23 protein-coding genes and 1 riboswitch are annotated in these 23,416 nt (G+C 68.8%); of the genes, 13 read left to right on the plus strand and 10 right to left on the minus strand.

The features are described 5' to 3' along the window. On the minus strand, window positions 1-885 hold the full coding sequence (argB, locus tag OZ671_RS25195) for an acetylglutamate kinase (protein ID WP_038301959.1): 885 nt from the start codon (window positions 883-885) through the stop codon (window positions 1-3). Window positions 886-1,090: 205 nt separating this feature from the next. Then, window positions 1,091-1,219, plus strand: a riboswitch (TPP riboswitch). 163 nt (window positions 1,220-1,382) lie between these two features. On the opposite strand from argB, the gene thiC reads away from it, so the two are divergent. Further along, the gene (thiC, locus tag OZ671_RS25200) at window positions 1,383-3,239 is read left to right on the plus strand and encodes a phosphomethylpyrimidine synthase ThiC (RefSeq protein WP_268863265.1); all 1,857 of its coding nucleotides are present in this window, start codon (window positions 1,383-1,385) and stop codon (window positions 3,237-3,239) included. Window positions 3,240-3,320: 81 nt separating this feature from the next. On the opposite strand, the gene OZ671_RS25205 is transcribed toward thiC, so the two are convergent. Beyond that, on the minus strand, window positions 3,321-3,854 hold the full coding sequence (locus OZ671_RS25205) for a DinB family protein (protein ID WP_268863266.1): 534 nt from the start codon (window positions 3,852-3,854) through the stop codon (window positions 3,321-3,323). A 100-nt stretch (window positions 3,855-3,954) separates the two neighbouring features. Between OZ671_RS25205 and OZ671_RS25210 the strand changes: the two genes are divergently transcribed. Continuing rightward, the gene (locus OZ671_RS25210) at window positions 3,955-4,539 is read left to right on the plus strand and encodes a TetR/AcrR family transcriptional regulator (protein ID WP_268863267.1); all 585 of its coding nucleotides are present in this window, start codon (window positions 3,955-3,957) and stop codon (window positions 4,537-4,539) included. 107 nt (window positions 4,540-4,646) lie between these two features. Here OZ671_RS25210 and OZ671_RS25215 read toward each other — a convergent pair whose 3' ends face one another. The 3 genes from OZ671_RS25215 to OZ671_RS25225 form a co-directional block, all read right to left on the minus strand. Next, the gene (locus OZ671_RS25215; RefSeq protein WP_268863268.1) at window positions 4,647-5,036 is read right to left on the minus strand and encodes a DoxX family protein; all 390 of its coding nucleotides are present in this window, start codon (window positions 5,034-5,036) and stop codon (window positions 4,647-4,649) included. 337 nt (window positions 5,037-5,373) lie between these two features. Further along, window positions 5,374-5,946, minus strand: coding sequence for a hypothetical protein (locus tag OZ671_RS25220; protein WP_268863269.1), 573 nt, complete (start codon window positions 5,944-5,946; stop codon window positions 5,374-5,376). 28 nt (window positions 5,947-5,974) lie between these two features. Next, window positions 5,975-7,381 carry a carotenoid oxygenase family protein gene (locus OZ671_RS25225; protein WP_442957126.1) on the minus strand — a complete coding sequence of 469 codons (1,407 nt, stop codon included), beginning with the start codon at window positions 7,379-7,381 and terminating at the stop codon, window positions 5,975-5,977. 109 nt (window positions 7,382-7,490) lie between these two features. On the opposite strand from OZ671_RS25225, the gene OZ671_RS25230 reads away from it, so the two are divergent. Together OZ671_RS25230 and OZ671_RS25235 are read left to right on the plus strand one after the other, a co-directional pair. Further along, window positions 7,491-8,141 (plus strand): TetR/AcrR family transcriptional regulator, encoded by a 651-nt coding sequence (locus OZ671_RS25230; RefSeq protein ID WP_268863270.1) that lies wholly within the window; start codon window positions 7,491-7,493, stop codon window positions 8,139-8,141. A 64-nt stretch (window positions 8,142-8,205) separates the two neighbouring features. Further along, a complete protein-coding gene (locus tag OZ671_RS25235) occupies window positions 8,206-9,222 on the plus strand; it encodes an NADP-dependent oxidoreductase (RefSeq protein ID WP_268863271.1) in 1,017 nt (338 codons plus the stop codon). Window positions 9,223-9,225: 3 nt separating this feature from the next. Here OZ671_RS25235 and OZ671_RS25240 read toward each other — a convergent pair whose 3' ends face one another. Beyond that, entirely contained in the window at window positions 9,226-9,756 is a 531-nt protein-coding gene (locus OZ671_RS25240) for a VOC family protein (protein WP_442957127.1), read from the minus strand. 232 nt (window positions 9,757-9,988) lie between these two features. On the opposite strand from OZ671_RS25240, the gene dapD reads away from it, so the two are divergent. From dapD to dapE, 4 genes are all read left to right on the plus strand, one after another. Beyond that, window positions 9,989-10,831 (plus strand): 2,3,4,5-tetrahydropyridine-2,6-dicarboxylate N-succinyltransferase, encoded by an 843-nt coding sequence (gene dapD, locus OZ671_RS25245; RefSeq protein WP_038301964.1) that lies wholly within the window; start codon window positions 9,989-9,991, stop codon window positions 10,829-10,831. A 28-nt stretch (window positions 10,832-10,859) separates the two neighbouring features. Next, a complete protein-coding gene (locus tag OZ671_RS25250) occupies window positions 10,860-11,327 on the plus strand; it encodes a DUF805 domain-containing protein (RefSeq protein ID WP_268863272.1) in 468 nt (155 codons plus the stop codon). A gap of 119 nt (window positions 11,328-11,446) precedes the next feature. Then, a complete protein-coding gene (locus tag OZ671_RS25255) occupies window positions 11,447-11,887 on the plus strand; it encodes a DUF805 domain-containing protein (protein WP_268863273.1) in 441 nt (146 codons plus the stop codon). Beyond that, the gene (gene dapE / locus OZ671_RS25260) at window positions 11,884-13,050 is read left to right on the plus strand and encodes a succinyl-diaminopimelate desuccinylase (RefSeq protein ID WP_268863274.1); all 1,167 of its coding nucleotides are present in this window, start codon (window positions 11,884-11,886) and stop codon (window positions 13,048-13,050) included. The genes OZ671_RS25255 and dapE overlap by 4 nt, the downstream gene beginning before the upstream one ends. 70 nt (window positions 13,051-13,120) lie before the next feature. Here dapE and truA read toward each other — a convergent pair whose 3' ends face one another. Genes truA through def form a run of 3 tightly spaced genes read right to left on the minus strand, consistent with a single transcriptional unit; the run spans window position 13,121 to window position 15,353 of the window. Beyond that, window positions 13,121-13,906, minus strand: coding sequence for a tRNA pseudouridine(38-40) synthase TruA (truA, locus tag OZ671_RS25265; RefSeq protein WP_268863275.1), 786 nt, complete (start codon window positions 13,904-13,906; stop codon window positions 13,121-13,123). Continuing rightward, a complete protein-coding gene (gene fmt / locus OZ671_RS25270) occupies window positions 13,906-14,838 on the minus strand; it encodes a methionyl-tRNA formyltransferase (protein ID WP_268863276.1) in 933 nt (310 codons plus the stop codon). The genes truA and fmt overlap by 1 nt, the downstream gene beginning before the upstream one ends. Continuing rightward, the gene (gene def / locus OZ671_RS25275; RefSeq protein ID WP_038301970.1) at window positions 14,835-15,353 is read right to left on the minus strand and encodes a peptide deformylase; all 519 of its coding nucleotides are present in this window, start codon (window positions 15,351-15,353) and stop codon (window positions 14,835-14,837) included. The genes fmt and def overlap by 4 nt, the downstream gene beginning before the upstream one ends. 285 nt (window positions 15,354-15,638) lie before the next feature. On the opposite strand from def, the gene OZ671_RS25280 reads away from it, so the two are divergent. From OZ671_RS25280 to OZ671_RS25300, 5 genes are all read left to right on the plus strand, one after another. Next, window positions 15,639-16,676, plus strand: coding sequence for a branched-chain amino acid ABC transporter permease (locus OZ671_RS25280; protein ID WP_268863277.1), 1,038 nt, complete (start codon window positions 15,639-15,641; stop codon window positions 16,674-16,676). Between the two features lie 4 nt (window positions 16,677-16,680). Continuing rightward, on the plus strand, window positions 16,681-18,441 hold the full coding sequence (locus OZ671_RS25285) for a branched-chain amino acid ABC transporter ATP-binding protein/permease (RefSeq protein ID WP_268863278.1): 1,761 nt from the start codon (window positions 16,681-16,683) through the stop codon (window positions 18,439-18,441). Then, window positions 18,438-19,157: an ABC transporter ATP-binding protein gene (locus OZ671_RS25290; protein WP_268863279.1), complete on the plus strand. Its 720-nt coding sequence runs from the start codon at window positions 18,438-18,440 to the stop codon at window positions 19,155-19,157. Before OZ671_RS25285 ends, OZ671_RS25290 begins: the two co-directional genes overlap by 4 nt. 193 nt (window positions 19,158-19,350) lie before the next feature. Further along, window positions 19,351-21,696, plus strand: coding sequence for a molybdopterin guanine dinucleotide-containing S/N-oxide reductase (locus OZ671_RS25295; RefSeq protein WP_268863280.1), 2,346 nt, complete (start codon window positions 19,351-19,353; stop codon window positions 21,694-21,696). A 157-nt stretch (window positions 21,697-21,853) separates the two neighbouring features. Further along, window positions 21,854-22,348 carry a DUF6985 domain-containing protein gene (locus tag OZ671_RS25300; RefSeq protein WP_268863281.1) on the plus strand — a complete coding sequence of 165 codons (495 nt, stop codon included), beginning with the start codon at window positions 21,854-21,856 and terminating at the stop codon, window positions 22,346-22,348. Between the two features lie 38 nt (window positions 22,349-22,386). Here OZ671_RS25300 and OZ671_RS25305 read toward each other — a convergent pair. Beyond that, the coding region (locus OZ671_RS25305; protein WP_328286400.1) for an ATP-dependent helicase C-terminal domain-containing protein at window positions 22,387-23,416 on the minus strand (1,030 nt) is incomplete at its 5' end.

Raw genomic sequence — 23,416 nt, forward strand, 5'->3', positions numbered from 1 at the left:
TCAGGCGTGGATGAGCGTGCCCGCGCCGCCATGGGTGAGAAGCTCCACCAGAACCGCGTGCGGCGTCTTGCCATCGAGGATGACGACGCCTTCGACGCCGCGCTCGATGGCATAGATGCAGGTCTCGATCTTGGGGATCATGCCGCCGGTGGCCGTGCCGTCGGCGATCAGGCGCCGGCAATCCTCCACCGAAAGGTCCTTGATGAGCTTCTTGTCCTTGTCGAGCACGCCCGGCACGTCGGTCAGGAGCAGCAGCCGCTTCGCACCGAGCGCACCGGCGATGGCGCCGGCGAAAGTATCGGCGTTGACGTTGTAGGTGTCGCCCTCGCGCGAGGTCGCGACCGGCGCGAGCACCGGGATCAGCTCCTTGCCGAGCACCGTGTCGAGCACCTTGGTGTCGACCGTGTCGGGCTCGCCGACGAAGCCGAGATCGACCGCCTGCTCGATATTGGAATCGGGATCGCGCGCGGTGCGGCTGACCTTCACCGCCTTGACCATGTCGCCATCCTTGCCGCTGAGGCCGATGGCCTTGCCACCGGCGGCATTGATGAAGCCGACGATCTGCTTGTTGATCGAGCCGGCGAGGATCATCTCGACGATTTCCACGGTCGGCTTGTCGGTCACGCGCAGGCCGTCGATGAACTGGCTCTTGATGCCGAGCTTGGCCAGCATCTGGCCGATCTGCGGGCCGCCGCCGTGCACCACCACCGGGTTGATGCCGGACTGCTCGAGCATGACGATGTCGCGCGCGAACGACCGCGCGCCCTCCTCGTCGCCCATGGCGTGGCCGCCATATTTCACCACGATGATCTCGTCGTCGTATTTCTGCATATAGGGCAGCGCCTCGTTGAGGACGCGGCCGATGTCATGAGAATCAACGGACATGGCGGGGGCTCCAGCGGTCGCCGCGGGCGGCGGGGTATTTTGGCGCGGAGGCTTTCCGGCGCAACAAGACGCGCGCGTCTTAGCCGATTTGACGGCCAAGGTGAAAGGCCAAGATGGCGCACGCGCCGCAGGGGGCACCTGCACGCGCGGATCATCGCGGCGCGCGGTGCCGGCTTGACTTCCGCGTGCGAGGCGTCACATTCGGAACTGCTCCAAGGGGAGCCCCGTGAGGGGGCTGAGAGGCCACGACGCCTGGGACCCATTCCCAAGCACCGTGGCGACCCTTGAACCTGATCCGGGTCATGCCGGCGGAGGGATGGGAAGCATGCCGACGATGCGTATCAACGCCAGGGCGTCCGTCGTCGCAGCCATTGCTGCGCGCGGGCGGTCTGTGTCGGCGCGGCGAGCCAGCCCGAAGCCGGGTGCCGCCGGGTCGCAGTGACGACCGGTCTTCCGACCGCAGCCAACACATTCGCACCCTGGAGGGAGCCCCCGCCATGAACGCGCCCGTCAAGACCATCAAGCCGGCGGTCACCACCGGCCCCCTGCCGGCTTCGCGCAAGATCTTCGCAACGCCCGACAGCGCGCCCGACCTGCGGGTGCCGCTGCGCGAAATCGCCCTGAGCGAAGCCTCCGGCGAGCCGCCGCTGCCGGTCTACGACACGTCCGGTGCCTATACCGATCCCGACGTGGTGATCGATGTCGAGAAAGGCCTTGCCCGCACCCGCGAGGCCTGGGTGCTGGAGCGCGGCGGAGTCGAGCGCTATGCCGGCCGCGCGATCAAGCCGGAAGACAACGGCCATGCCGGCAAGCACCTGGCGCGCGCCTTTCCCGTGGCGCATCAGCCGCTGCGCGGCCTTGCCGGCCAGCCGATCACGCAATACGAGTTCGCCCGCGCCGGCATCATCACCAAGGAGATGATCTACGTCGCGGAGCGCGAAAATCTCGGCCGCAAGACGATGCTGGAGCGTGCCCAGGCGGCCATCGCCGACGGCGAGAGCTTCGGCGCCGACATCCCGGCTTTCATCACGCCGGAATTCGTCCGCTCCGAGATCGCCCGCGGCCGCGCCATCATTCCGGCCAACATCAACCATGCCGAGCTCGAGCCGATGATCATCGGCCGCAACTTCCTGGTGAAGATCAACGCCAATATCGGCAATTCGGCGGTGTCGTCCTCGATCGAGGAGGAGGTCGACAAGCTCGTCTGGTCAATCCGCTGGGGCGCCGACACGGTCATGGACCTCTCGACCGGCCGCAACATCCACAACACGCGGGAGTGGATCATCCGCAATTCGCCGGTGCCGATCGGCACGGTGCCGATCTATCAGGCCCTGGAAAAGGTCAATGGCGATCCGGTCAAGCTGACCTGGGAAGTCTATCGCGACACGCTGATCGAGCAGTGCGAGCAGGGCGTCGACTATTTCACCATCCATGCCGGCGTGCGGCTCGCCTATGTGCCGCTCACCGCCAAGCGCGTCACCGGCATCGTCTCGCGCGGCGGCTCGATCATGGCCAAGTGGTGCCTCGCCCACCACAAGGAGAGCTTCCTCTACACGCATTTCGACGAGATCTGCGACATCATGCGCGCCTATGACGTGTCGTTCTCGCTCGGCGACGGCCTGCGTCCGGGCTCGATCGCCGACGCCAACGACGCGGCGCAGTTCGCCGAACTGGAGACGCTCGGTGAACTGACCCGGATCGCCTGGGACAAGGGCTGCCAGGTGATGATCGAGGGACCCGGCCACGTGCCGATCCACAAGGTCAAGGTCAATATGGAGAAGCAGCTGAAGGCCTGTGGCGAGGCGCCCTTCTATACGCTCGGGCCGCTGACCACCGACATCGCGCCCGGCTACGACCACATCACCTCGGGCATCGGGGCTGCGATGATCGGCTGGTTCGGCTGCGCCATGCTCTGCTATGTCACGCCGAAGGAACATCTCGGCCTGCCCAACCGCGACGACGTGAAGACCGGCGTCATCACCTACAAGATCGCGGCTCACGCCGCCGATCTCGGCAAGGGCCATCCGGCGGCGCAGCTGCGCGACGACGCGCTGTCGCGGGCGCGCTTCGACTTCCGCTGGGAGGACCAGTTCAATCTCGGCCTCGATCCGGACACGGCACGCGCCTTCCACGACGAGACGCTGCCGAAGGAAGCCCACAAGGTCGCGCATTTCTGCTCGATGTGCGGGCCGAAATTCTGCTCGATGAAGATCACCCAGGACGTACGCGACTATGCCGCGACGCTCAACGACCGCGAGGCCGGCATGGCCGCGATGAGCGAGAAGTTCCTGGAGATGGGCGGCCAGGTCTATGTCGAGGCTGAAGCGGTGAAGGCGTCGAACCGCTCGCTCTGACGGCGTGCCCGCCGCATGGGGGCCGAAGCGCCTCGCAAGGCCCGCGCCCCGGCGCGGGCCTGGACGATCGGGCGGCGAGCCTCAGGCTGGCCGCCTCGCCGCCGCGGAAAGGGCCGGCTGCGCGCGGCGCGCGGGCTCCTGCTGGTGCAGATAGACGGCAAGCGTGTCCCAGGGCGGCGCCACCGAGGCCGCGGCGAGAATGCGGCCGGCCTCGGCACGATGATAGCAGGCATGGACCACGACATGGACCAGCATTTCCGCGCGGGTCATGGCGCCGCGGTCGCCGTCGGTGAAAGCGAATGAAACGGATTCGGCGAGCTCTCCGGCGGAGCGTGCGGCGGCATAGTCCACGTACCAGCGATCAGAAGCGGCGAAGGCCGCGCGCAAATCGCCCAGCGCCGGCGTCTCCTCCGTCGTGTCTGATCGATAGCCGTGCGCAGTGCCGGTGAGGTGCGCCGCAAAGATGCGCGCGACGACATAGGCATGGTTGATCAGCCGCAAGCAAGCCTGAAGCTCCTCGCCCTGTGCCGCCGGATCGAGGCGCTCGATCCTGTCGAACAGGGCATTGTTGGCCCATTGCTGGTAGCTGCAGAGCATGGGAATCAGGGTGGTCATCGTGCGGATTCCTCGTCGCCGGAAAATGTGAGTAAGTTCTTCATATTTTCCGGATCGGAGGACCGGCTTGTCTACTCGCATTGCCAGATCGCCGGCGGCGATGCGCAAAGCGCCGCGGCAGGCGCGCTCACGCGCGACCGTCGAGGCCGTGATCGAAGCGGGAGCTCGCATCCTCAGCGACCACGGCTGGGCCGGCTTCACGACGAACAAGGTCGCCGAAGCCGCCGGGGTCAGCATCGGCTCGCTCTATCAGTATTTTCCGGACAAGGTCGCGCTGGTCGACGCCATCAGGCGCCGGCATCTCGAGGATAGCCTTGCCGCCGTGCACGGCGCTTCCGCTCCGGAAAAATCCCTCGCCCGCTTTGCCGAGGACCTGGTCGACGCGATCATCGCGGCGCATCAGGTCCATCCCGGCCTGCACCGCGCCCTGCTCGACCAGGCGCCGGTGCCGGACGGCTATCTCGACCTGAACGATCGGTTCGAGGCCGACTATCTGCGGTGTTTCGCCCGGGCGGTGGCGGTCTACCGGAGCCGGAGCACCGATGCCTCCGACGAGACCGTCAGCCTGATCGTCTCGGATGCGATCGACGGCGTCGTGCACAATGCTGCGCGGCGCGGCATGCTCGGCGATCAGGCGGTGCGGAACGAACTGGCCCGGCTGGTGAGGCTCTGCCTCTCGGCCTGAGACGCGCCGGCAAACAATTCGGCATGGGTCGCGGCAGCGCGGCACGGCCGGCCCCGCAGCCGCGACCCTTGTTCAATCGGGGGTAGCGCCGCGCTCCGGGCGCCCGGTCACTTCTCGCCGCGGGCGGCGTCGACGCTCAGCGGGCCGGGACCATAGGCGGCGATGAAGAGGAAGACGAAGCAGAACAGCAGCGCCGGCTCGCCACCATTGAGCACGGGGAAGAAGCCGCGGCCGGCATGGCCGAGAAAATAGGCGAAGGCCATCAGGCCGGACAGGATGAAGGCGACCGGCCGCGAGAACAGGCCGACGGCGAGCAGGGCGCCGCCAACGATCTCCAGGACGCCGGCCGTCGTCGTCAGGGTGTTCAGCGGGAAGGGGAAGGGTGCAGGCCAGCCGAGCAGTTTCATGGTGCCGTGGGTCAGGAAGGTCAGAGCGGCGAGGATACGCAGCACGCTGAGGATGTGCGGTGCCCAGGGGCTGAGCCATTGAAACTGCATAGTGGAGAACCTTTCCGGGTTGCTGACGGAGTCCTGCCGGGCGCCGCCCCCCGGGGACCGGTCCGACCGGCCCAAGCTTTCGGCGGCGAGACGGCAGGCATCGCGCTGAATGTGACTGAATGCACGGATATGAGGCGCCGCGACGAAGGTGCCCCGGCGCCTGCGACGTTTCATCAATCAGGACAGGTTCGTCAAACGGATCGGCCGCTCCGGCGAACACAAGAGCACCACTGTCCGATCAAAAAAACGTTTGTTCCGGAAAAGCGCGAAGGCACACCAAGACCAAGCGGACTTCGACCGACGGGCGCTGCCGATCGGCGCAGGCCGATCCGCTGCGTCAGGCCTTGCCGGCCTCGGCGGCAGCCTCGGCGCGGCGGCGCTGCCATGCGGGGTACCAGCCGGTAAACCAGACTGCGCCGGCAAAGGATCCGACAATGGCCGCGACCGGGATCCAGGCCGGCACCGCCGGCGCGTGGATCAGCGCGAGATCGGCAAGGACCTGGATGGCGAAGGTAGCGGTCCAGGCGCCGGTGATCGCGTAGTTGATCGCCCAGAACTGCGGATGGTCCCAGAACTCCCGGGGCGTCTGCTCGCGGGCGAATTGCAGGGTGAAGGGCAGGCGGACCAGGATCGAGCCGAGCGCGATGGCGAACAGGCCGGCATCGACGGCGAGGCGCACGCCGACGAGGCCCCACTGCGCGCCGCTCGCCCAGCTGCAGGCGGCGAGGCCGCCGAACAGGACTGCCGTGCCGGCTTCCAGCACCTTGACCGCGCCGCCGCGCCTGAGGCGGTCGGAGACGATGAGGCCGAGTGAGAGCAGGGCCGCCGCGACGAGGCTCGGCTCGACCGCGACGAAGCGGCTCAGCACGGCAAACAGGATGAAAGGCGTCAGGCTGACGAGGATGGACATGCCGAACTCCCGCTGATCCGGCCGCGGCTCAGGTGGCCGGGACCCAGTTGCCATGGAAACCGAAGGGCACGCGATGGCCGAGCTCGACGGTGGCGATGGGCCCCGCGCTGATATCGGTCGCCTCGAAGACGGCGAGGTCGCTGCGGTTTTCGGCGGCGCGCCAGACGACGGCGAGAAGCCAGCCGTCGCCTTCGGCGGCATCCGGTCCGCGCGGCACGAAGACCGGCTCGGAGGTGGCGTCGCCCACCGGCAGCACGTGGACGGTGCGCCTCCCGGCGAGGCGGTCGAAATGCGCGATGGCGCCGAACATGCCGATCCGCTCGAAAGCCGGATTGGCGCAGGCGATCCAGCCGTGGCGGTGTGCCAGCCCGGCGCGGCGATCGTCGATGCGGGGGAACTCGCCGTCGAGATCGTCGAGATAGCGGCTGTCGAAACGGTCGGTGCGGCCCGACATGTCGAAGGTCCAGCGGCAGAGCCTGGCGCGCGCCTTGGCCGGATCCGGCGGCGAGCCGTCGGCATGGGGGAACAGCGGTGCCTCCTCGGTCTGCATGACGTCGGCGATGATCAGGTCGCCCTCCTCCCAGGCATTCATGACATGGAAGACATAGACCGCCTCGCCGCGGAACCAGACCATGTCGGACGCCGCGCCGCCACGTCTCATCACGCCGATATGGGAGCCCTTTTCCGGCTCCCATGCATAGGCCGGCCGCCCCGTGCGGGCGCGCTCCATGCTGCCGGTCAGCGGCAGGATCGGAAACAGGATGTGCCGCTCGGTGACGATGAAGTCGTGGACCATGCTGGCATAGGGGGCGTCGAACCGGTCGAGCCGCGTGACGATGCCGGCGGCATCGAGCGTGCCGCAGGTCATGCCGGCGGAGAACGGGCCCGAAGCGTTGTAGCCGAAAAAGATCATCTCGCCGGTGACGGGATCGACCTTGGGATGGGCCGTGAAGGCGCCCGGCAGGCCGCCGCCGAAATCCTGGTAGCCGAGCGTCGCAAGAGTCCGGCGGTCGATCTCGGTCGGCAGATGCGCTTCCTCGAGCGCCAGCAGCCGGCCGGCATGCCAGACGATATTGGTATTGGCGACGCCGGTATCGGTGACCGGGCTCGGCGGCGCGTCGGGCAGCCTGCGGCCGCCGAAGCCTGAAAAGATCGCCCGTCCGGCATCGTGCTCGGCGAGGAATTTCGGCGTCCGGACCCAGCGGTTGCGGTAGCTCGCCCGCCCCTCGGCGAGGGTGAAGGCATGCAGCATGCCGTCTCCGACGAACCAATGCGCGCCCGGCGTGTCGAATTGCGGATTGGGCCCGTTGCGGATCAGGCTGCCGTTCAGCTCGCGCGGCAGGGCGCCATTGATCCTGAGGTCCTCGACATCGCATTCGATATGGATCGGGTCGAAATTGCTCAGCCCCGCCATGGCTTCCGCCGGATCTGCCATGTCCACCTCCCACGGCCATATTGACAATGTCAATATCGGTATCGCGCCGGGCGGCATGCGGTCAAGCGAAATATTTACACCGTCAATATCTTCGCCTATCGAGGACGGCATGAACGACAGCGACAAGCCGGAGAAGCAGGCGCCGCGCGGCGGGCGCTACCACCACGGCGCCCTGCGCGAGGCTCTGCTCGCTTCGGCCGAACGGATCCTGGAACGCGACGGGGTCCAGGGCCTGACCCTGAGGGCGGCCGCCCGCGAAGCCGGCGTATCCCATGCCGCGCCGATGAACCATTTCGGCGATCTCACCGGCCTTCTCAGCGAGCTCGCCGCGCTCGGATTCGAGCGCTTCCGCGCCGCGATGCAGGCGGGCCTCGATGCGAGCCGCGGACCGCAGGCGCGGATGAGCGCGATCGGCCGCGCCTATGTGCGGTTCGCCCGTACACATCCCGGCCTGTTCCAGCTGATGTTCCGCAGCGAGCGGCTCGACCCGCAGAGGCCAGCGCTCGCCGCCGCCATGCGCGGCGCCTATCTGGTGCTCGCCGGCACCGTCGGCGAGAGGCGCGAGGAGGCGATCGGTCCGAGGCTGACGGAAGCGCAGGCGGCGCAGATCATGGCCGCCTGGTCGCTGGTGCACGGCTTTGCCGTGCTCTCGCTCGACGGGCGCTTCGACCAGATCGTGGCGCATGCGCCCGAGGGCGCGACGCAGGAGAGCCTGTTCGAGGCCATTCTGCGCGGCCCGGACGAAAAGGCCGCAATCTAAGCCTGCCCGGAGCGGGGCGCGCATGCTTTGATCCCCGCCCACCCCAGCTGAAGGACACCCGCCCATGCAGAACCTCGTCAACCGCCAGGTCCGGCTCGGCGCACGCCCGGCCGACATCCCGCAGGCTGAACATTTCGTGCTGGCCGAGGCGGCCGTGCCAGATCCCGGCGAGGGCGAAATCGTCGTCCGCAACCAGTTCCTTTCGGTCGAGCCCGCCATGCGCGGCTGGGTCAGCGCGGTCGCCAACTATTCCGCGCCGGTCGGGCTCGGCGAGGTCATGCGCGCCTTTGCAAGCGGTGAGGTCATCGCCTCGCGCCACCGCGACTTTGCCCCGGGCGACAAGGTGACGGGCCTGTTCGGCTGGCAGGACTATGCCGTGGTGACGCCCGCGGCGGTGACGCGCAAGGTGACCGAGACGGACCTGCCGCTGTCGCTTTCGCTCGGCGTGCTCGGCCTCAACGGTGTCACCGCCTATTTCGGCCTCACCGAGGTCGGCGAACCGCGCGCCGGCGACACGGTGGTGGTGTCGACCGCCGCCGGCGCGGTCGGCTCGGCGGTCGGCCAGATCGCCAAGATCGCCGGCTGCCGCACGGTCGGCATAGCGGGCGGCGCGGCCAAGGCGGCCCAGTGCTGCGATGCCTTCGGCTTCGACGCGGCGATCGACTACAAGGCTGCGGGCGATCTCGGCGCGGCGATCGCCGCGGCCTGCCCCGGCGGCGTCGATGTCTATTTCGACAATACGGCGGGACGGGTCAGCGACGCGGTGCTGCCGCATCTGGCCATGCGGGCGCGTGTCGTGATCTGCGGCACGGCCTCGGTATCGAGCTGGGAGACCTGGCCGACGGGGCCGCGGGTCGAGCGGCATCTCCTGGTCAAGCGCGCGCGCATGCAGGGCCTTCTCGTCTTCGACTATCAGGCCCGCTACGGCGAGGCGATCGCGCGGCTCGCCGCCTGGGTGCGCGAGGGGCGCCTCGCCTATGCCGAGGACATTCTCGACGGTATCGAGGCGGCGCCCGACGCCATTGCCGGGCTCTATCGCGGCGAGAACCGGGGCAAGCGGCTCATCCGCCTGCACGCCTGACGGTCAGGCGGCCCTCGGCTTCGCGTCGCGCAGCAGCGCCTCGAGATCGAGATGGCGGTTCGACATGGCGAGCGTGCCGTCGGGATTGCGCGGCCATTCGGCCTCCGGCCGATCGCGGTAGAGCTCGACGCCGTTGCCGTCGGGATCGGTGAGGTATAGCGCTTCGCTCACCCCATGGTCGGCGGCGCCGTCGAGCCGGATGCCGGCCTCGACGAGGCGGCGCAGGGCATCGCCGAGTGACCCCCGATCCGGATAGAGGATCGCCGTGTGGTAGAGACCGGTCGAGCCCGGCGGCGGCGGGTGGCCGCCCTTGCTCTCCCAGGTGTTGAGGCCGAGGTCGTGATGATAGCCGTCGGCCGACAGGAAGACCGCCTGGCTGCCGTAGCGCTGGGTCACCGAAAAGCCGAGCACATCGCGATAGAAGGCGAGAGCGCGGTCGAGATCGGCGACTTTCAGGTGGACATGGCCGATGCGGGTACCGGCCGCGACGGGCGCGCGGGCGGGCTCGGCCATGACGATCTTGTCGGCGGACATGTCACACTCCTCCAGCGACCGGCACCCTGCCGGAACGGCGTCGATGCAGAAGATGGTCCGGCTTTTGCGCCAGTGCGAGCCCGGCAAGGCTATTCGTGCGCCGGTGCAAGGGAGCCGGAGCAACCCGGCCGGCCGTCGGCGCAAGGGAGAGCGCGGACGCGCGGCTTGACAGGACCTGAGCGCGCGGGGACAACCGCGATCAATCCATCCCTGTTCGAGCACGGAAACCGCCATGTCGCATGCACAGCTCCAGTCGGTCATCGAGGCCGCTTTCGACAATCGCGCCGCGATCGATGCGACGACCAAGGGCGAGGTGCGCGAGGCGGTCGACACCGCGCTGATGCTGCTCGACCGCGGCGAGGCGCGCGTCGCGTCGAAAGGGCCGGACGGCTGGACCGTGCACCAGTGGCTGAAGAAGGCCGTGCTGCTGTCCTTCCGCCTCAACGACATGACCGCCATTTCCGGCGGCCCCGGCGGCGCCACCTGGTGGGACAAGGTGCCGTCCAAGTTCGAGGGCTGGACCGCGGCCGAGTTCGGCCCGGCCGGCTTCCGCGCCGTGCCGAACTGCGTCGTGCGCCGCTCGGCCTATATCGCCAAGGGCGTCGTGCTGATGCCGTCCTTCGTCAATCTCGGCGCCTATGTCGACGAAGGCACGATGGTCGACACCTGGGCTACCGTCGGCTCCTGCGCCCAGATCGGCAAGAACGTGCACCTGTCCGGCGGCGTCGGCATCGGCGGCGTCCTGGAACCGCTGCAGGCGGGCCCGGTTATCATCGAGGACAATTGCTTCATCGGCGCCCGCTCCGAGGTGGTCGAGGGCGTCGTGGTCGGCGAGGGCTCGGTCATCTCCATGGGTGTGTTCATTGGTGCTTCCACCAAGATCGTCGACCGGGCGACCGGCGAGATCCATGTCGGCAAGGTGCCGCCCTATTCCGTGGTCGTGTCCGGCAACCTGCCCGGCAAGGCGCTGCCGGGCGAGAACTGGGGCCCGTCGACCTACTGCGCCGTGATCGTCAAGAAGGTCGACGCGCAGACCCGCTCAAAGACCGCCATCAACGAGCTGCTGCGCGATTGATGGCCGGCGACAGGGTGGCGCCGCGCTGATGGCGAAGGTCGACTGGACCCAAAGGCGGATCTGGCTGCAGCCGGCGGCGTGGCACTATCTCCTGTTCTCGTTCGAGGGCCGGATCTCGCGCCTGCCGTTCTGGATCGCCGCCGTCGTCCTCAACATCTTCGCCTATGTCGCGGACCGGCTGGCCTTCGATTTCGGCGGCAATCCGGCCTCCGCGGTCATCGGCCTCGCCTTCCTCTATCCTTCGCTGGCGCTGGCGGCCAAGCGCGGCCACGATCGCGGCCGCTCGGAAAGCTATCTTCTGGTCTTTTTCCTGCCGGCCTTCCTGACCAGCTTCCTGCAGGTGCTCGGCTATATGGACGAGGCCGGCCATATGCGGGCGGCCCTCGTCATGCTCGGCATCGCCGTGCTGGCCGCGATGATCGTCCTCGTCATCGATCTCGGCCTGCTGCCGGGCGAGCCCGGAACCAACCGATTCGGCCGCAATCCGCTGGAATGAAACAAGGATCGCGGCGGCGCCCGGCGCGACTGAAACAATCAGAAGTGCAATGAGCCGTTGACCTAACGTCGCGCGGTTGCGAGTGTCCCGCCGGGCGACTCGGAGCCAAGGAGATCGGCATGGACTTCCAGAATCTCGACCCGCAGAAACTCATCCCGCAGTTCCAGAAGCTGCTCCTGACCTTCGAGGGGCGGATCGGACGCCAGGATTTCTGGATCGGCATGATCACCATCGCCGTCGTCAATCTGGTGGTCGGCGGCATTCTCGGCTGGATCAGCTCGTTCCTGTCCTGGCTGGTCATGCTGGTGCTCTACTATCCCGTCTATTGCGTCAGCCTGAAACGCTCGAACGATCTCGACTACCCGCAGATCTATGTGCAGGTGCTGGTCGCGATCTCGATCGCCTTCATGTTCGCGACGCAGGCCGGCTTCCTGCTCTGGGTGCTCTGGCCGGTGATGCTCCTCGCCTCCGTCGCCGCGCTGGTCCTTCTCGGCTTCGTCCAGGGCACCAACGGCCCGAACCGCTATGGCCCCGACCCGCTGACAATGCAGAACGCATGACCGCAGATCCGATCGAACTGACCGCCCGCCTCATCGCCTGTCCTTCGGTCACCCCGGCAGAGGGCGGCGCGCTCACCGTCATCGAAAGGACGCTCGAAGCCGGCGGCTTCACCGTTCATCGGATCACCTTCTCCGAGCCCGGCACGCCGGACGTGGAGAACCTCTATGCGCGCATCGGTTCCGGCGGCCCTCACCTGATGTTCGCCGGCCATACCGACGTGGTGCCGCCGGGCGAGACCGCCGCCTGGCGCCACGATCCGTTCAGCGGGACCATCGACGAGGGCCAACTCTACGGCCGCGGCGCCGTCGACATGAAAGGCGGCATCGGCTGCTTCATGGCGGCCGCTCTCGACCATCTCGCGGCCCAGGGCGGCAGGCCGAAGGGCTCGATCAGCTTCCTGATCACCGGCGACGAGGAAGGACCGTCGGTGAACGGCACCGAAAAGCTCATCGCCTGGGCCGCGGCGCGCGGCGAGCGCTTCGACCATTGCATCCTGGGCGAGCCGACCAACCCGGCGCGGCTCGGCGACATGATCAAGATCGGCCGGCGCGGCTCGCTGTCGGCGGTGATCACCGTCACCGGCCGCCAGGGCCATGTCGCCTATCCGCATCTCGCCGCCAATCCGATCCCGCCGCTCATTGCCGTGCTCGCCGCGCTGACGGCGAAGCCGCTCGATGCCGGCACCGACCATTTCGACCGGTCGAACCTCGAGATCACGTCGATCGACGTCGGCAACGGCGCCACCAATGTGATCCCGCAGCGGGCGGTCGCCCGGCTCAATATCCGCTTCAACGACCAGCACAGCCTCGCAAGCCTCAAGGCCTGGATCGAGGGCGTGGTGGCGAAGGCGGCGACGGAGGCGATCACCACGGAGATCGGCTATGCCCGCGGCAATTCCGAATCCTTCCTGACCCGGCCCGGCGCCTTCGTCGACATGGTCGCCGGCGCCATCGCCGAGGTGACCGGCACGCGGCCGCAGCTCTCCACGTCGGGCGGCACGTCGGACGCGCGCTTCATCAAGAACTACTGCCCGGTGGTCGAATTCGGCCTCGTCGGCGAGACCATGCATGCGGTGGACGAACGCGTGCCGGTGGCCGATCTGGTGGCGCTGACCGCCGTCTACCGGCGCATCATCGATCGGTATTTTGCGAAGAGCGAGTAGCGAACGGCGAATGACGAATGGGGATGCAGCCAAGCGTGCCGCCTCATCCCTGCTCCCTATTCGCCACTTGCTATTTGCCCCGCTCCAAATCCGGCAAGGGCCGCCACTCCTCGGCATAATCCACCTGCGTCAGGTAGAGCGCATGCGCCGGGCCGACCGTGCCGCAGGCCTTGCGGTCGCGCGCCGCGAGCGCGGCGGTGACGTCGTCGGGCGTCCAGAAGCCTTCGCCGACCAGCTTCACCGTGCCGACCATGGAGCGCACCTGGTTGTGCAGGAAGGAGCGCGCCGACAGGATGCAGGCAATGCCGTCCGCCCGGCGCTCGATGTCGAACCGGTCGAGGTTCTTCACCGGCGACTTGGCCTGGCATTCGGTCGCCCGGAAGGTGGTGAAATCATGCCGGCCGACCAGCCGGCGCGCGGCTTCCTGCATCGCCGCCAGGTCGAGCCGGCGCGGCGACCACCAGGCCCGTCTCGCCTCCAGCGTCAGCGGCGGACGGCGATCGACGATCCGGTAGAGATAATGCCGGCGGATGGCGGAGAAGCGCGCGTCGAAATCGTCCGGCATGCGCTCGGCCGCGAGCACCGCCACCGCCTCGTCCTTCAGGTGCCGGTTGATCGCGTCGCGCACCACCCGGTTCGGCCAGTCGCGCGTCAGATCGATATGGGCGACCTGGCCGAGGGCATGGACGCCGGCATCGGTGCGGCCGGCGCCGTTGACCTTGACCTCTTCGCCGCAAAAGGCGGCGATGGCCTGGACCAGCGCGCCCTGCACGGACTTGCCGAAGCTCGCGCTCTGGATCTGCCAGCCGATATAGGGCCCGCCATCATATTCGATGGTCAGCTTGTAGCGCGGCATCAGCCGATCCGGGCGCCGGGGTCGAGTCGCGCGCCGCGCAGGAAATCCGCGGCGCGCATGGCCTTGGCGCCGGCACGCTGCACCTCGAGGAGCCGGACCGCGCCGGAGCCGCAGGCGATGGCGAGCCCGGCGTCGATGACCGCGCCCGGCGCGCCGGCACCGTCGGCAAGCGTTGCGCGCAGCACCTTCACCCGCTCCGGTCCCTTGCCGAGATCGGCCTCGAACCATGCGCCGGGGAAGGGCGAGAGGCCGCGGATCAGGTTGTGCACGTCGACGGCCGGCCGCGACCAGTCGATGCGCGCCTCGGCCTTGTCGATCTTGGCGGCATAGGTGACGCCGGTCTCGGCCTGCGGCGAGAAGCCGAGCGAGCCGCGGTCGAGGGCGGCAAGCGCCCGCACCATCAGGTCGGCGCCGAGCGTCGCCATCCGGTCGTGCAGCTCCTGCGCGGTCATGTCGGGCGCAATCGGGATGCGCTCGACCATGGCGACGGGGCCGGTATCCAGCCCCTCCTCCATCTTCATGACCATGACGCCGGTCTCGGCATCCCCCGCCATGATGGCACGCTGGATCGGCGCGGCGCCGCGCCAGCGCGGCAGGAGCGAGCCATGGAGATTGAGGCAGCCGAGCTTCGGTGCGGCGAGCACCGCCGGCGGCAGCAGCAGGCCGTAGGCGACGACCACGGCGACATCGGCGTCCAGGCTGGCGAAATCCGCCTGGGCCGCCGGATCCTTCAGGGTCTTCGGCGTGAAGACCGGAATGCCGAAACGGTCGGCGAGCCGGTGCACCGGCGTCTTCTGCTCCTCCATGCCGCGACCGGCGGGCTTCGGCGCGCGGCTATAGGCGGCGACCACCTCGTGGCCCTGGCCGATGATCTCGGAGAAGGTCGGCACGGCGAAATCCGGCGTGCCCATGAAGACGACGCGCAAACTCACCCGATCGCCTCGCGCTTGGCCTGCTTGGTGAACTTCTTGATCACCCGGTCGCGCTTCAACCGCGACAGGTAGTCGATGAACAGGACGCCGTTCAGATGGTCGAATTCGTGCTGGACGCAGGTCGCGAGCAGGCCTTCGCACATCATTTCGACAGTCCGACCCTCAAGGTCGAGATAGCGCACGCCACACTGGGCGGGGCGCTCCACCTCCTCGTAATATTCCGGGATCGACAGGCAGCCCTCCTCGTAGACCGCATGGTCCTCGGACGTGAAGGTGATCTCCGGATTGATCAGCACGATCGGCTTCTTCTCCTCGTCCTTGCGGGCGAGATCGATGGTGACGATGCGCTTCGGCACGGCGACCTGGATCGCCGCGAGGCCGATGCCGGGCGCGGCGTACATGGTTTCCAGCATGTCGGCGACGAGCGTGCGGATCTCGTCGTCGATCTCCCCGACCGGCTCGCTGACCTGCCTGAGGCGCGGATCGGGAATGGAAATGATCGTGCGAATGGCCATGAATGTGTCGTTTCAACCGGAGGAGCCGCAGGAGAACGACGTCGCCACGGCGGATGGAAGTGTCGCGCCTGAGTTAAGCGCCAGAGCGCCAGGGGTCAACGGCCGCGGCGTGCCGGGGCGGGATGCAGTCCGAGCCGCGCAATTGTCTCGACCTTGCAAATGATTGTAGAGCTTGTCCAACGACCGGGAACGGGTCGGGTGGCACGGGAGGGGACCATGCAGAGGCATCCAAGAGGCGCAGGCCGGCGCGGATCCGCGCCGAAGGCCGGCCGGAGCCCTGTCTGAATGGACAGCACCATTCTCCTGTTCCTCCTGCAGGACGGCATCACCAACGGCGCGATCTATGCCCTGCTCGGGCTTGCCCTGGTGCTCGTCTTCGCGGTGACCCGCGTCATCTTCGTGCCCCAGGGTGAATTCGTCGCCTATGGCGGCATGACCTTCGCGCTCCTGCAGGCCGGCAAGGTCCCCGGCACGGCCTATATGGTGGTCGTGTTCGGCATCGCCGCGCTGGCGCTCGAACTCGCCCAGCGCCGGCGCGCCCTGACGCTCGCGGCCACGGCCCGCGAGGTCGCCGCCAAGCTGCTTCTGCCACTGGTCATTCTTGCCATCACCCTCGTCGCGGTACGCGCCGGCTCGGGCACGCTTATCAATGTCGTCCTGACGATCGCCATCATCGCACCCATCGGCCCCTATCTCTATCGCGTCGCCTTCGCGCCGATCGCCGATGCCTCGGTGCTGGTGCTGCTGATCACGGCCGTCGGCGTGCACCTTGCCATGACCGGGCTCGGCCTGGTCTTCTTCGGCGCCGAGGGCCTGCGCGCGCCGCCGCTGTCGGCCGCGGCCGTGCCGCTCGGCCCGATCGTCGCGACCGGCCAGAGTCTTGCGATCTACGCGGTCACCGTGCTGCTGATCGTCGGGCTCTACCTGTTCTTCGGCCAGACCCTGACCGGCAAGGCGCTGCGCGCCACCGCCATCAACCGCGTCGGCGCAAGGCTCGTCGGCATCCGCCTCGCGCTGTCGGGCCGGGTCGCCTTCACGCTGGCGGCGGTGATCGGCGCCGTCTCCGGCATCCTCATCGTGCCGATGACCACGCTCTATTACGATACCGGCTTCCTGGTCGGCCTGAAGGGCTTCGTCGCCGCGATCATCGGCGGCCTCGTCAGCTATCCGCTGACCGCGGCGGCGGCCATCGTGGTCGGCGTGGTCGAGGCGCTCGCCTCGTTCTTCGCCAGCGACATGAAGGAGGTCATCGTCTTCACCCTGATCCTGCCCGTCCTGGTCTGGCGCTCGCTCGCCGACCCGCATGCCGACGAGGAGGAGTGAAGCGATGCGGCGCCTCGGTTTCATCCTGTTCGCGCTGGTCCTCGCGGCCATACCGTTGATCCCGGGCCTCTCGGTGTTCTGGATCACGCTCCTCGACAATATCGGCCTTGCCGCGCTGGTCGCGCTCGGCCTCGTCCTGCTCACCGGCGTCGGCGGGCTGACCTCCTTCGGCCAGGCCGCCTTCTGCGGCTTCGGCGCCTATACCAGCGCCGTGCTCACCACCCGCTACGGTCTCGATCCCTGGACCGCCCTGCCGGCGGCGCTCGCGGTGACCGGCCTTGCCGCGGTGCTGCTCGGCCTCGTCACGGTCAGGCTGTCGGGCCATTTCCTGCCGCTCGGCACCATCGCCTGGGGCCTCGCGCTCTATTACCTGTTCGGCAAGATCGACCTGCTCGGCCGGCATGACGGACTGTCCGGCATTCCGCCGCTGTCGCTCTTCGGCCGGTCGCTGATCGATCCGCGTGGGGTCTATTACGTCATCTGGTTCTTTGTACTCGCGGCCGCCGTCATGACCACCTTCCTGCTCGACTCGCGCGCCGGCCGCGCCATCCGCGCGCTGCGCGGCGGGCGGATGGCGGCGGAAGCCTTCGGCATCGAGCCGGCCCGGGTGAAGCTCGCAGTCTTCGTCTATGCCGCCCTGCTCGCCGGCCTGTCCGGCTGGCTCTACGCCCATGTCCAGCGGGCGGTGAACCCGACGCCGTTCGGGGTCAATGCCGGCATCGAATACCTGTTCATGGCCGTGCTCGGCGGCGCCGGCCAGGTCTGGGGCGCGGTCGTCGGCGCCTCGCTCGTCGTGCTGCTGAAGGATGCCCTGCAGCGCGTCGTGCCGGCGCTGTTCGGCACCGCGGCACAATATGAGACCATCGTCTTCGGCGTGCTGCTGGTGGTGATCCTGCAGGTCGCGCGCGACGGACTGTGGCCGCGCCTCGTGGCGCTCGCGCCGAAGCCGCCGCCGCCCGCCGTCGACGCCGATGCCGAAGCGCCGGCGGCCCGGCCCAAGGCCGACACCAACCCGCTGCTCGAGGTCGACGCGGTGCGCAAGACCTTCGGCGGCCTCGTCGCCGTCAACGACGTGTCCTTCGCCGTCCGGCCCGGCGAGATCGTCGCCCTGATCGGCCCCAACGGCGCCGGCAAGAGCACCACCTTCAACCTGATCACCGGCGTCACGCCGGTGACGTCGGGCGCGGTGCGCTTCGCCGGCCGGCCGATCGGCGGCGCGCGGCCCCAGCTCGTCGCGGCGCGCGGCATCGCCCGCAGCTTCCAGCACGTCAAGCTGCTGCCCGACATGTCGGTGCTCGACAATGTCGCGCTCGGCGCGCATCTGCGCGGCCGGGCCGGCTTCCTGCGCGGCCTCATGCGGCTCGACCGCGCCGAGGAGGCTCGCCTGATGGGCGAGGCCGCGAGGCAGATCGCCCGCGTCGGGCTCGCCGAACACATGCACAAGCCCGCGGGCTCGCTGGCGCTCGGCCAGCAGCGCATCGTCGAGATCGCCCGCGCGCTCTGCCTGGACCCGGACCTGCTCATGCTCGACGAGCCGGCCGCCGGCCTCCGGCATCTCGAAAAGGCCGCTCTGTCCCAGCTGCTGCGCCAGCTGCGCGCCGAGGGCGTCGCGGTGCTGCTGGTCGAGCACGACATGGGCTTCGTGATGAACCTCACCGATCATATCGTCGTGCTCGATTTCGGCACCAAGATCGCCGAAGGCCCCCCGGACCGGATCAAGACCGACCCCGCCGTCCTCGCCGCCTATCTCGGAGCGGCCGAATGACTGCGCTGCTGGCCATCGAGAGCCTCTCCGTCGCCTATGGCCATGTCGAAGCGGTGAGCGGCGTGTCGCTCGGCGTCGACGCCGGCGAGATCGTCACCGTCATCGGCGCCAACGGCGCTGGCAAGAGCACGCTGCTCAACGCGGCGCTCGGCCTGCTGCCCGCCGCGCAGGGCACGGTCCGCTTCGACGGCCGCGACATGGCCGCCGTCGAGGCGGAGGACCGGGTCGGGCTCGGCCTCTGCCTGGTGGCCGAGAAGCGCGAGCTGTTCGGCACCATGACGGTGGAGGACAATCTCGTTCTCGGCGGCTTCCGCACCGAGCGGCGCCTGGCGGCCGAAACGCTCGGCGCCGTGTTCGACCGCTTCCCGCGGCTCAAGGAACGGCGCGGGCAGCTCGCCGGCACCCTGTCGGGCGGCGAGCGGCAGATGCTGGCCATGGGCCGGGCGCTGATGAGCCGGCCGCGGCTCTTGATGCTGGACGAACCGAGCCTCGGGCTCGCGCCGAAGATCGTCGCCGACATCTTCGCCATCATCGCCGACCTCCGCGCGAGCGGCGTCGCGATCCTGCTGGTCGAGCAGAATGCCCGGGCCGCGCTGAACGCGGCGGACCGCGGCTATGTGATGGAGCTCGGCCGGATCAGCATCGAGGGCACCTCGGCGACGCTCGCCGGCGACCCGCGCATCGCGGCAAGCTATCTCGGCGTCGGCCACGGCTGACGCCGCGCGGAACCATCGCAGCATCCGGGCCAATAAATGTCGCCGTCGGGCCAAACTGGCCGATTTCGACAGCCTAGCTGCGATTTCTGCGCTACCCTGCCGTCCGCTCGCTTGCATGGCCAGCCGGTGCGACTGACGGCACTATGGCGCCAGGCAACGGATTGACGACAGCCTTTCATCGGAGACCATTTCCATGACCGACGGCCTCGACCCGCGCGACGCCTTGAAGCCCGATGCGGCCGGCTTCAAGCCGCATTCATCGCACTGGGGGGTGTTCTCGGCGCGCTGGCAGGACGGCAAGCTCGACGTCAGGCCCTATCCCGGCGATCCCGATCCGAACGGCATCATCGACAATTTCCCGCGGGCCCTGCGCCACAAGGCGCGCATTGCCGAGCCGATGATCAGGCGCGGCTGGCTGGAGCGCGGTCCGGGACCCGACGACCGCCGCGGCCGCGACGAATTCGTCGCCGTGTCCTGGGACGAGGCCCTCGACCTGCTCGGCGCCGAGCTGAAGCGCGTGCGCGACGATCACGGCCCGGGCGCCGTGTTCGGCGGCTCCTATGGCTGGGCGAGCGCCGGCCGCTTCCATCATGCCCAGAGCCAGATCCACCGCTTCCTCAACACTGCGCTCGGCGGCTATGTCCGCTCGGTCAACAGCTACAGCGCCGGCGCCTCCACCGTGCTGCTGCCGCAGATCCTCGCGCCGCTCGAGGAGATCACCAAGCGCAACGTCTCCTGGGAGCAGATCGCCCAGCACAGCGACATCGTCATCGCCTTCGGCGGCATGGCGCTGAAGAACAGCATGATCGCCGGCGGCGGCATCAGCGAGCATGTCGAAAAGGGCGCCATGGAACGGGCCCATGCCCGCGGTTGCGAATTCGTGCTGGTCGGCCCGCTGAGGAGCGACATGCCGGAAGAGGCCGGTGCCGAATGGGTCGGCCTCCAGCCCGGCACCGATACGGCGCTGATGCTCGGCCTCGTCCACACCCTGGTCAGCGAAGGCCGGCACGACCGCGCCTTCCTCGACCGCTATACGGTGGGCTGGCCGGTGTTCGAGCGCTATCTGCTCGGCGAAACCGACGGCCAGCCGAAGGATGCCGTCTGGGCTGCGGCCATTTGCGGCGTGCCGGCGGAAACCATCGTCGCGCTCGCCCGGCGGCTCGCCGGCCGGCGCGCGCTCGTCGTCGTCTCCCATTCCCTGCAGCGCGCCGAGCACGGCGAGCAGCCGATCTGGATGGGCATGGTGCTGGCCGCCGCCCTCGGCCAGATCGGCCTGCCCGGCGGCGGCTATGCCTATGCGCTCGGTGCCATCGGCTATTACGGCCGGCGCTTCAACGCGGTGCCCGGCCCGACCCTGCCGCAGGGCCGCAACGGCGTCGCCGACTTCATTCCGGTCGCCCGCATCGCCGACATGCTGCTCAATCCGGGCACGCAATATCGCTACAACGGCACGACGCGGACCTATGCCGACATCCGCCTGGTCTACTGGGCCGGCGGCAATCCGTTCCACCACCACCAGGACCTCAACCGGCTGCGCCGGGCCTTCGCCAGGCTCGACACGCTGGTCGTGCACGAGCTCGCCTGGACCGCGACGGCTCGCCATGCCGACATCGTTCTGCCCTGCACGATGACGCTCGAGCGCGACGATATCGGCCAGAGCTCGAACGATCCGCTGATGGTCGCGATGCATGCGGTGGCCGAGCCCTTCGGCAAGGCGCGCGACGACTATGCGATCTTTTCCGGCCTCGCCGAGCGGCTCGGCGCGCTCGATGCCTTCACCGAAGGCCGCACGGCGCGGCAATGGCTCGAATATCTCTACGAGCCGACGCGGCGTGCGCTCGCCGAGCGCGGCGAGCCGGCGCCGACCTTCGCCGAATTCTGGGAGATGGGCAGCATGAAGCTGCCCCAGCTGCCCGACGATGGCGGCGCGCTGCGCCGGTTCCGCGAGGATCCGGACGCCCATCCGGTGCCGACACCGAGCGGCAGGATCGAGGTCTTCTCCGAAACCATCGCCGGCTATGGCGAAGCCGACTGCCCGGGCCATCCGACCTGGCTGCCGCGCAACGAGCTGCCCGATGCCGCGGCGCCCTATTTCCTCGTCGCCAACCAGCCGGCGACGCGCCTGCACAGCCAGTTCGACTTCGGCGGCCACAGCGAGGATGCCAAGCGGCGCGGCCGGGAGGTCGCCTCCATGCACCCGGACGATGCGGCGCGGCACGGCATCGGCGACGGCGACATCGTCAGGCTGTTCAACCAGCGCGGCGCCTGCCTCGCCGCGGTGCGCCTCACCCGCGACGTCGTGCCCGGCGTGATCCAGCTGCCGACGGGCGCCTGGTATGACCCGGTCGATCCGAACGAGGACAATCCGCTCTGCGTGCACGGCAATCCCAACGTGCTGACCCGCGACGTCGGCACCTCGGCACTCGCCCAGGGCTGCACGGGCCAGATCACGGTGGTCAATGTCGAGCGCTTCGACGGCAACCTGCCGCCGATCCAGACCTTCGACCCGCCGGTCGCCGTGCGGCGCCAGGGAGTCTGACCATCCCATCGTCCGGCCGGCGTCCCGAAGGCGCCGGCCGGACATGCGCCTGTCCGCGGGGCAAGCGACCGGGTCCGGCGCGCTCATCGCAACCGTCTCTTGACCGCCATATTGCCGCAGCACACTCCGACCGCATCTCTCGCTGCGGCGAGGAGCGATGATCAGGATTCCCTATTTCGACGACGCCGAGATCGAACTGATTGAACCCGGCGTCCTCGACGCCGCCGAAGCCGACGCTACGCTCAAGCGCTTCCTGGCCCTCACTCCGGCGAACCGCCTCGCGGATTCTCGACACGTCCATGCCTATTACCGGGACTATCACCAGGCCGTCGGCGGCGAGGACTGGTTCGACCCGCAAATGGGCGTCCCCGCGACCGCAGCCGAGATCTGGAAACATGTCAGCCCGAACTGCCTCTTTCTTTCGAAAGACCGGCGCAGCGGGTGCTGGCACGTCGTCGTCGAAGCCAATTGCGCCTGGGAAGAAGGGCACGGTCTGATGCTGGTCTGGCGCGACGGCACGACTCTGACCAAGGCGGGCGGCTATGACGGTCACGTCACCAACGTAAATGCCCATGCAGACGAAACCATGAACGACGTCGTCTATTCGGCTTCCGATCCACAATTCACGACGCGCCTCGGCGATCCGGCCTGACCGGGAGAGCGCGCCAGGGATAGCAGCCCGCGTCCGCCTCACGTCCCCCGCGGCTTCGCCCGGTGGGTGGCGGTCGCCACGGCCGGATCGTCCGGCCAGGGATGGCGCGGATAGCGGCCCTTCATCTCGGTCTTGACCGCCTGGTAGGAGCCCTTCCAGAAGCCCGGCAGGTCGCGCGTCACCTGCACCGGGCGGTGCGCCGGCGAGAGCAGCTCGACGACCAGCGGGATCTTGCCGCGGGCGACCGTCGGGTGGACGCCGAGACCGAACAGTTCCTGGACGCGGATCGACAGGGTCGGCTCCTCGCCCTCGTAGTCGATCGGATGGCGCTGACCGGACGGCGCGTCGAAATGCGAGGGCAATTCGGCCTCGATGCGGCGTTTCACGTCCCAGGGCAGGAGCTCATCGAGCGCCGCGCCGAGATCGTCGGCGCCGATCTGCGCGAGCGCCGTCTTGCCGACGAGATATGGCGCAAGCCAGTCGCCCACGGTCGCGGCGAGGTGCGCGTCGGAGAGGTCGGGAAAATCGTCGAGAACCCGCCTGAGGAAGGCCACGCGGTGGCGCAGCGCGAGCTGCGCCTTGGACCAGGGCAGGCGGCCGATGCCGAGGCCCGCGACACCCGTGGCGAGGATCGCGGCGCTGGCCGCGTCGGCCGGGACGGGAAGCGTGTCGACGCCGAGCGCGATCGCGCCGAGGCGGCGGGTGCGCCGCGCGCGCAGCGCCGCCGCCTGCGTGTCGAAGGTCACCTCCGCGCGCGTCACGATGCGATCGGCGAAATCCGCCTCGATATCGGCCAGCGTGATCGGTGCCGCCGAAAAGATGCGCGAGCGGGCGGCGACGCCGCCGAGCTCGGCCACCGCCAGGAACGCCTCGCGGGCGAGCGGCGAGGCCGGATCGACGGCGGCGCCCCGGCCATTGGCGAGCAGGAACTCGCCGTCGCGGCCGCGTGCCTTGGCGATACGGTCGGGGAAGGCCAGCGCCAGCACCGCGCCCGCGCGTTCGGCACCGGCACCGCTGTCCGGCGCCGCCTCGACGGCCCTCAGCCAGCCGGCGGCGAGGCGCCGGCCA

The sequence above is a fragment of the Phreatobacter sp. AB_2022a genome (genome assembly GCF_026847585.1).
Classification (GTDB): domain Bacteria; phylum Pseudomonadota; class Alphaproteobacteria; order Rhizobiales; family Phreatobacteraceae; genus Phreatobacter.

Coding starts and splice junctions, on each gene's coding strand:
- argB (WP_038301959.1), bottom strand. CDS start 885: ATGTCCGTTGATTCTCATGACATCGGCCGCGTCCTCAACGAGGCGCTG.
- thiC (WP_268863265.1), top strand. CDS start 1,383: ATGAACGCGCCCGTCAAGACCATCAAGCCGGCGGTCACCACCGGCCCC.
- OZ671_RS25205 (WP_268863266.1), bottom strand. CDS start 3,854: ATGACCACCCTGATTCCCATGCTCTGCAGCTACCAGCAATGGGCCAAC.
- OZ671_RS25210 (WP_268863267.1), top strand. CDS start 3,955: ATGCGCAAAGCGCCGCGGCAGGCGCGCTCACGCGCGACCGTCGAGGCC.
- OZ671_RS25215 (WP_268863268.1), bottom strand. CDS start 5,036: ATGCAGTTTCAATGGCTCAGCCCCTGGGCACCGCACATCCTCAGCGTG.
- OZ671_RS25220 (WP_268863269.1), bottom strand. CDS start 5,946: ATGTCCATCCTCGTCAGCCTGACGCCTTTCATCCTGTTTGCCGTGCTG.
- OZ671_RS25225 (WP_442957126.1), bottom strand. CDS start 7,381: ATGGCAGATCCGGCGGAAGCCATGGCGGGGCTGAGCAATTTCGACCCG.
- OZ671_RS25230 (WP_268863270.1), top strand. CDS start 7,491: ATGAACGACAGCGACAAGCCGGAGAAGCAGGCGCCGCGCGGCGGGCGC.
- OZ671_RS25235 (WP_268863271.1), top strand. CDS start 8,206: ATGCAGAACCTCGTCAACCGCCAGGTCCGGCTCGGCGCACGCCCGGCC.
- OZ671_RS25240 (WP_442957127.1), bottom strand. CDS start 9,756: ATGTCCGCCGACAAGATCGTCATGGCCGAGCCCGCCCGCGCGCCCGTC.
- dapD (WP_038301964.1), top strand. CDS start 9,989: ATGTCGCATGCACAGCTCCAGTCGGTCATCGAGGCCGCTTTCGACAAT.
- OZ671_RS25250 (WP_268863272.1), top strand. CDS start 10,860: ATGGCGAAGGTCGACTGGACCCAAAGGCGGATCTGGCTGCAGCCGGCG.
- OZ671_RS25255 (WP_268863273.1), top strand. CDS start 11,447: ATGGACTTCCAGAATCTCGACCCGCAGAAACTCATCCCGCAGTTCCAG.
- dapE (WP_268863274.1), top strand. CDS start 11,884: ATGACCGCAGATCCGATCGAACTGACCGCCCGCCTCATCGCCTGTCCT.
- truA (WP_268863275.1), bottom strand. CDS start 13,906: ATGCCGCGCTACAAGCTGACCATCGAATATGATGGCGGGCCCTATATC.
- def (WP_038301970.1), bottom strand. CDS start 15,353: ATGGCCATTCGCACGATCATTTCCATTCCCGATCCGCGCCTCAGGCAG.
- OZ671_RS25280 (WP_268863277.1), top strand. CDS start 15,639: ATGGACAGCACCATTCTCCTGTTCCTCCTGCAGGACGGCATCACCAAC.
- OZ671_RS25285 (WP_268863278.1), top strand. CDS start 16,681: ATGCGGCGCCTCGGTTTCATCCTGTTCGCGCTGGTCCTCGCGGCCATA.
- OZ671_RS25290 (WP_268863279.1), top strand. CDS start 18,438: ATGACTGCGCTGCTGGCCATCGAGAGCCTCTCCGTCGCCTATGGCCAT.
- OZ671_RS25295 (WP_268863280.1), top strand. CDS start 19,351: ATGACCGACGGCCTCGACCCGCGCGACGCCTTGAAGCCCGATGCGGCC.
- OZ671_RS25300 (WP_268863281.1), top strand. CDS start 21,854: ATGATCAGGATTCCCTATTTCGACGACGCCGAGATCGAACTGATTGAA.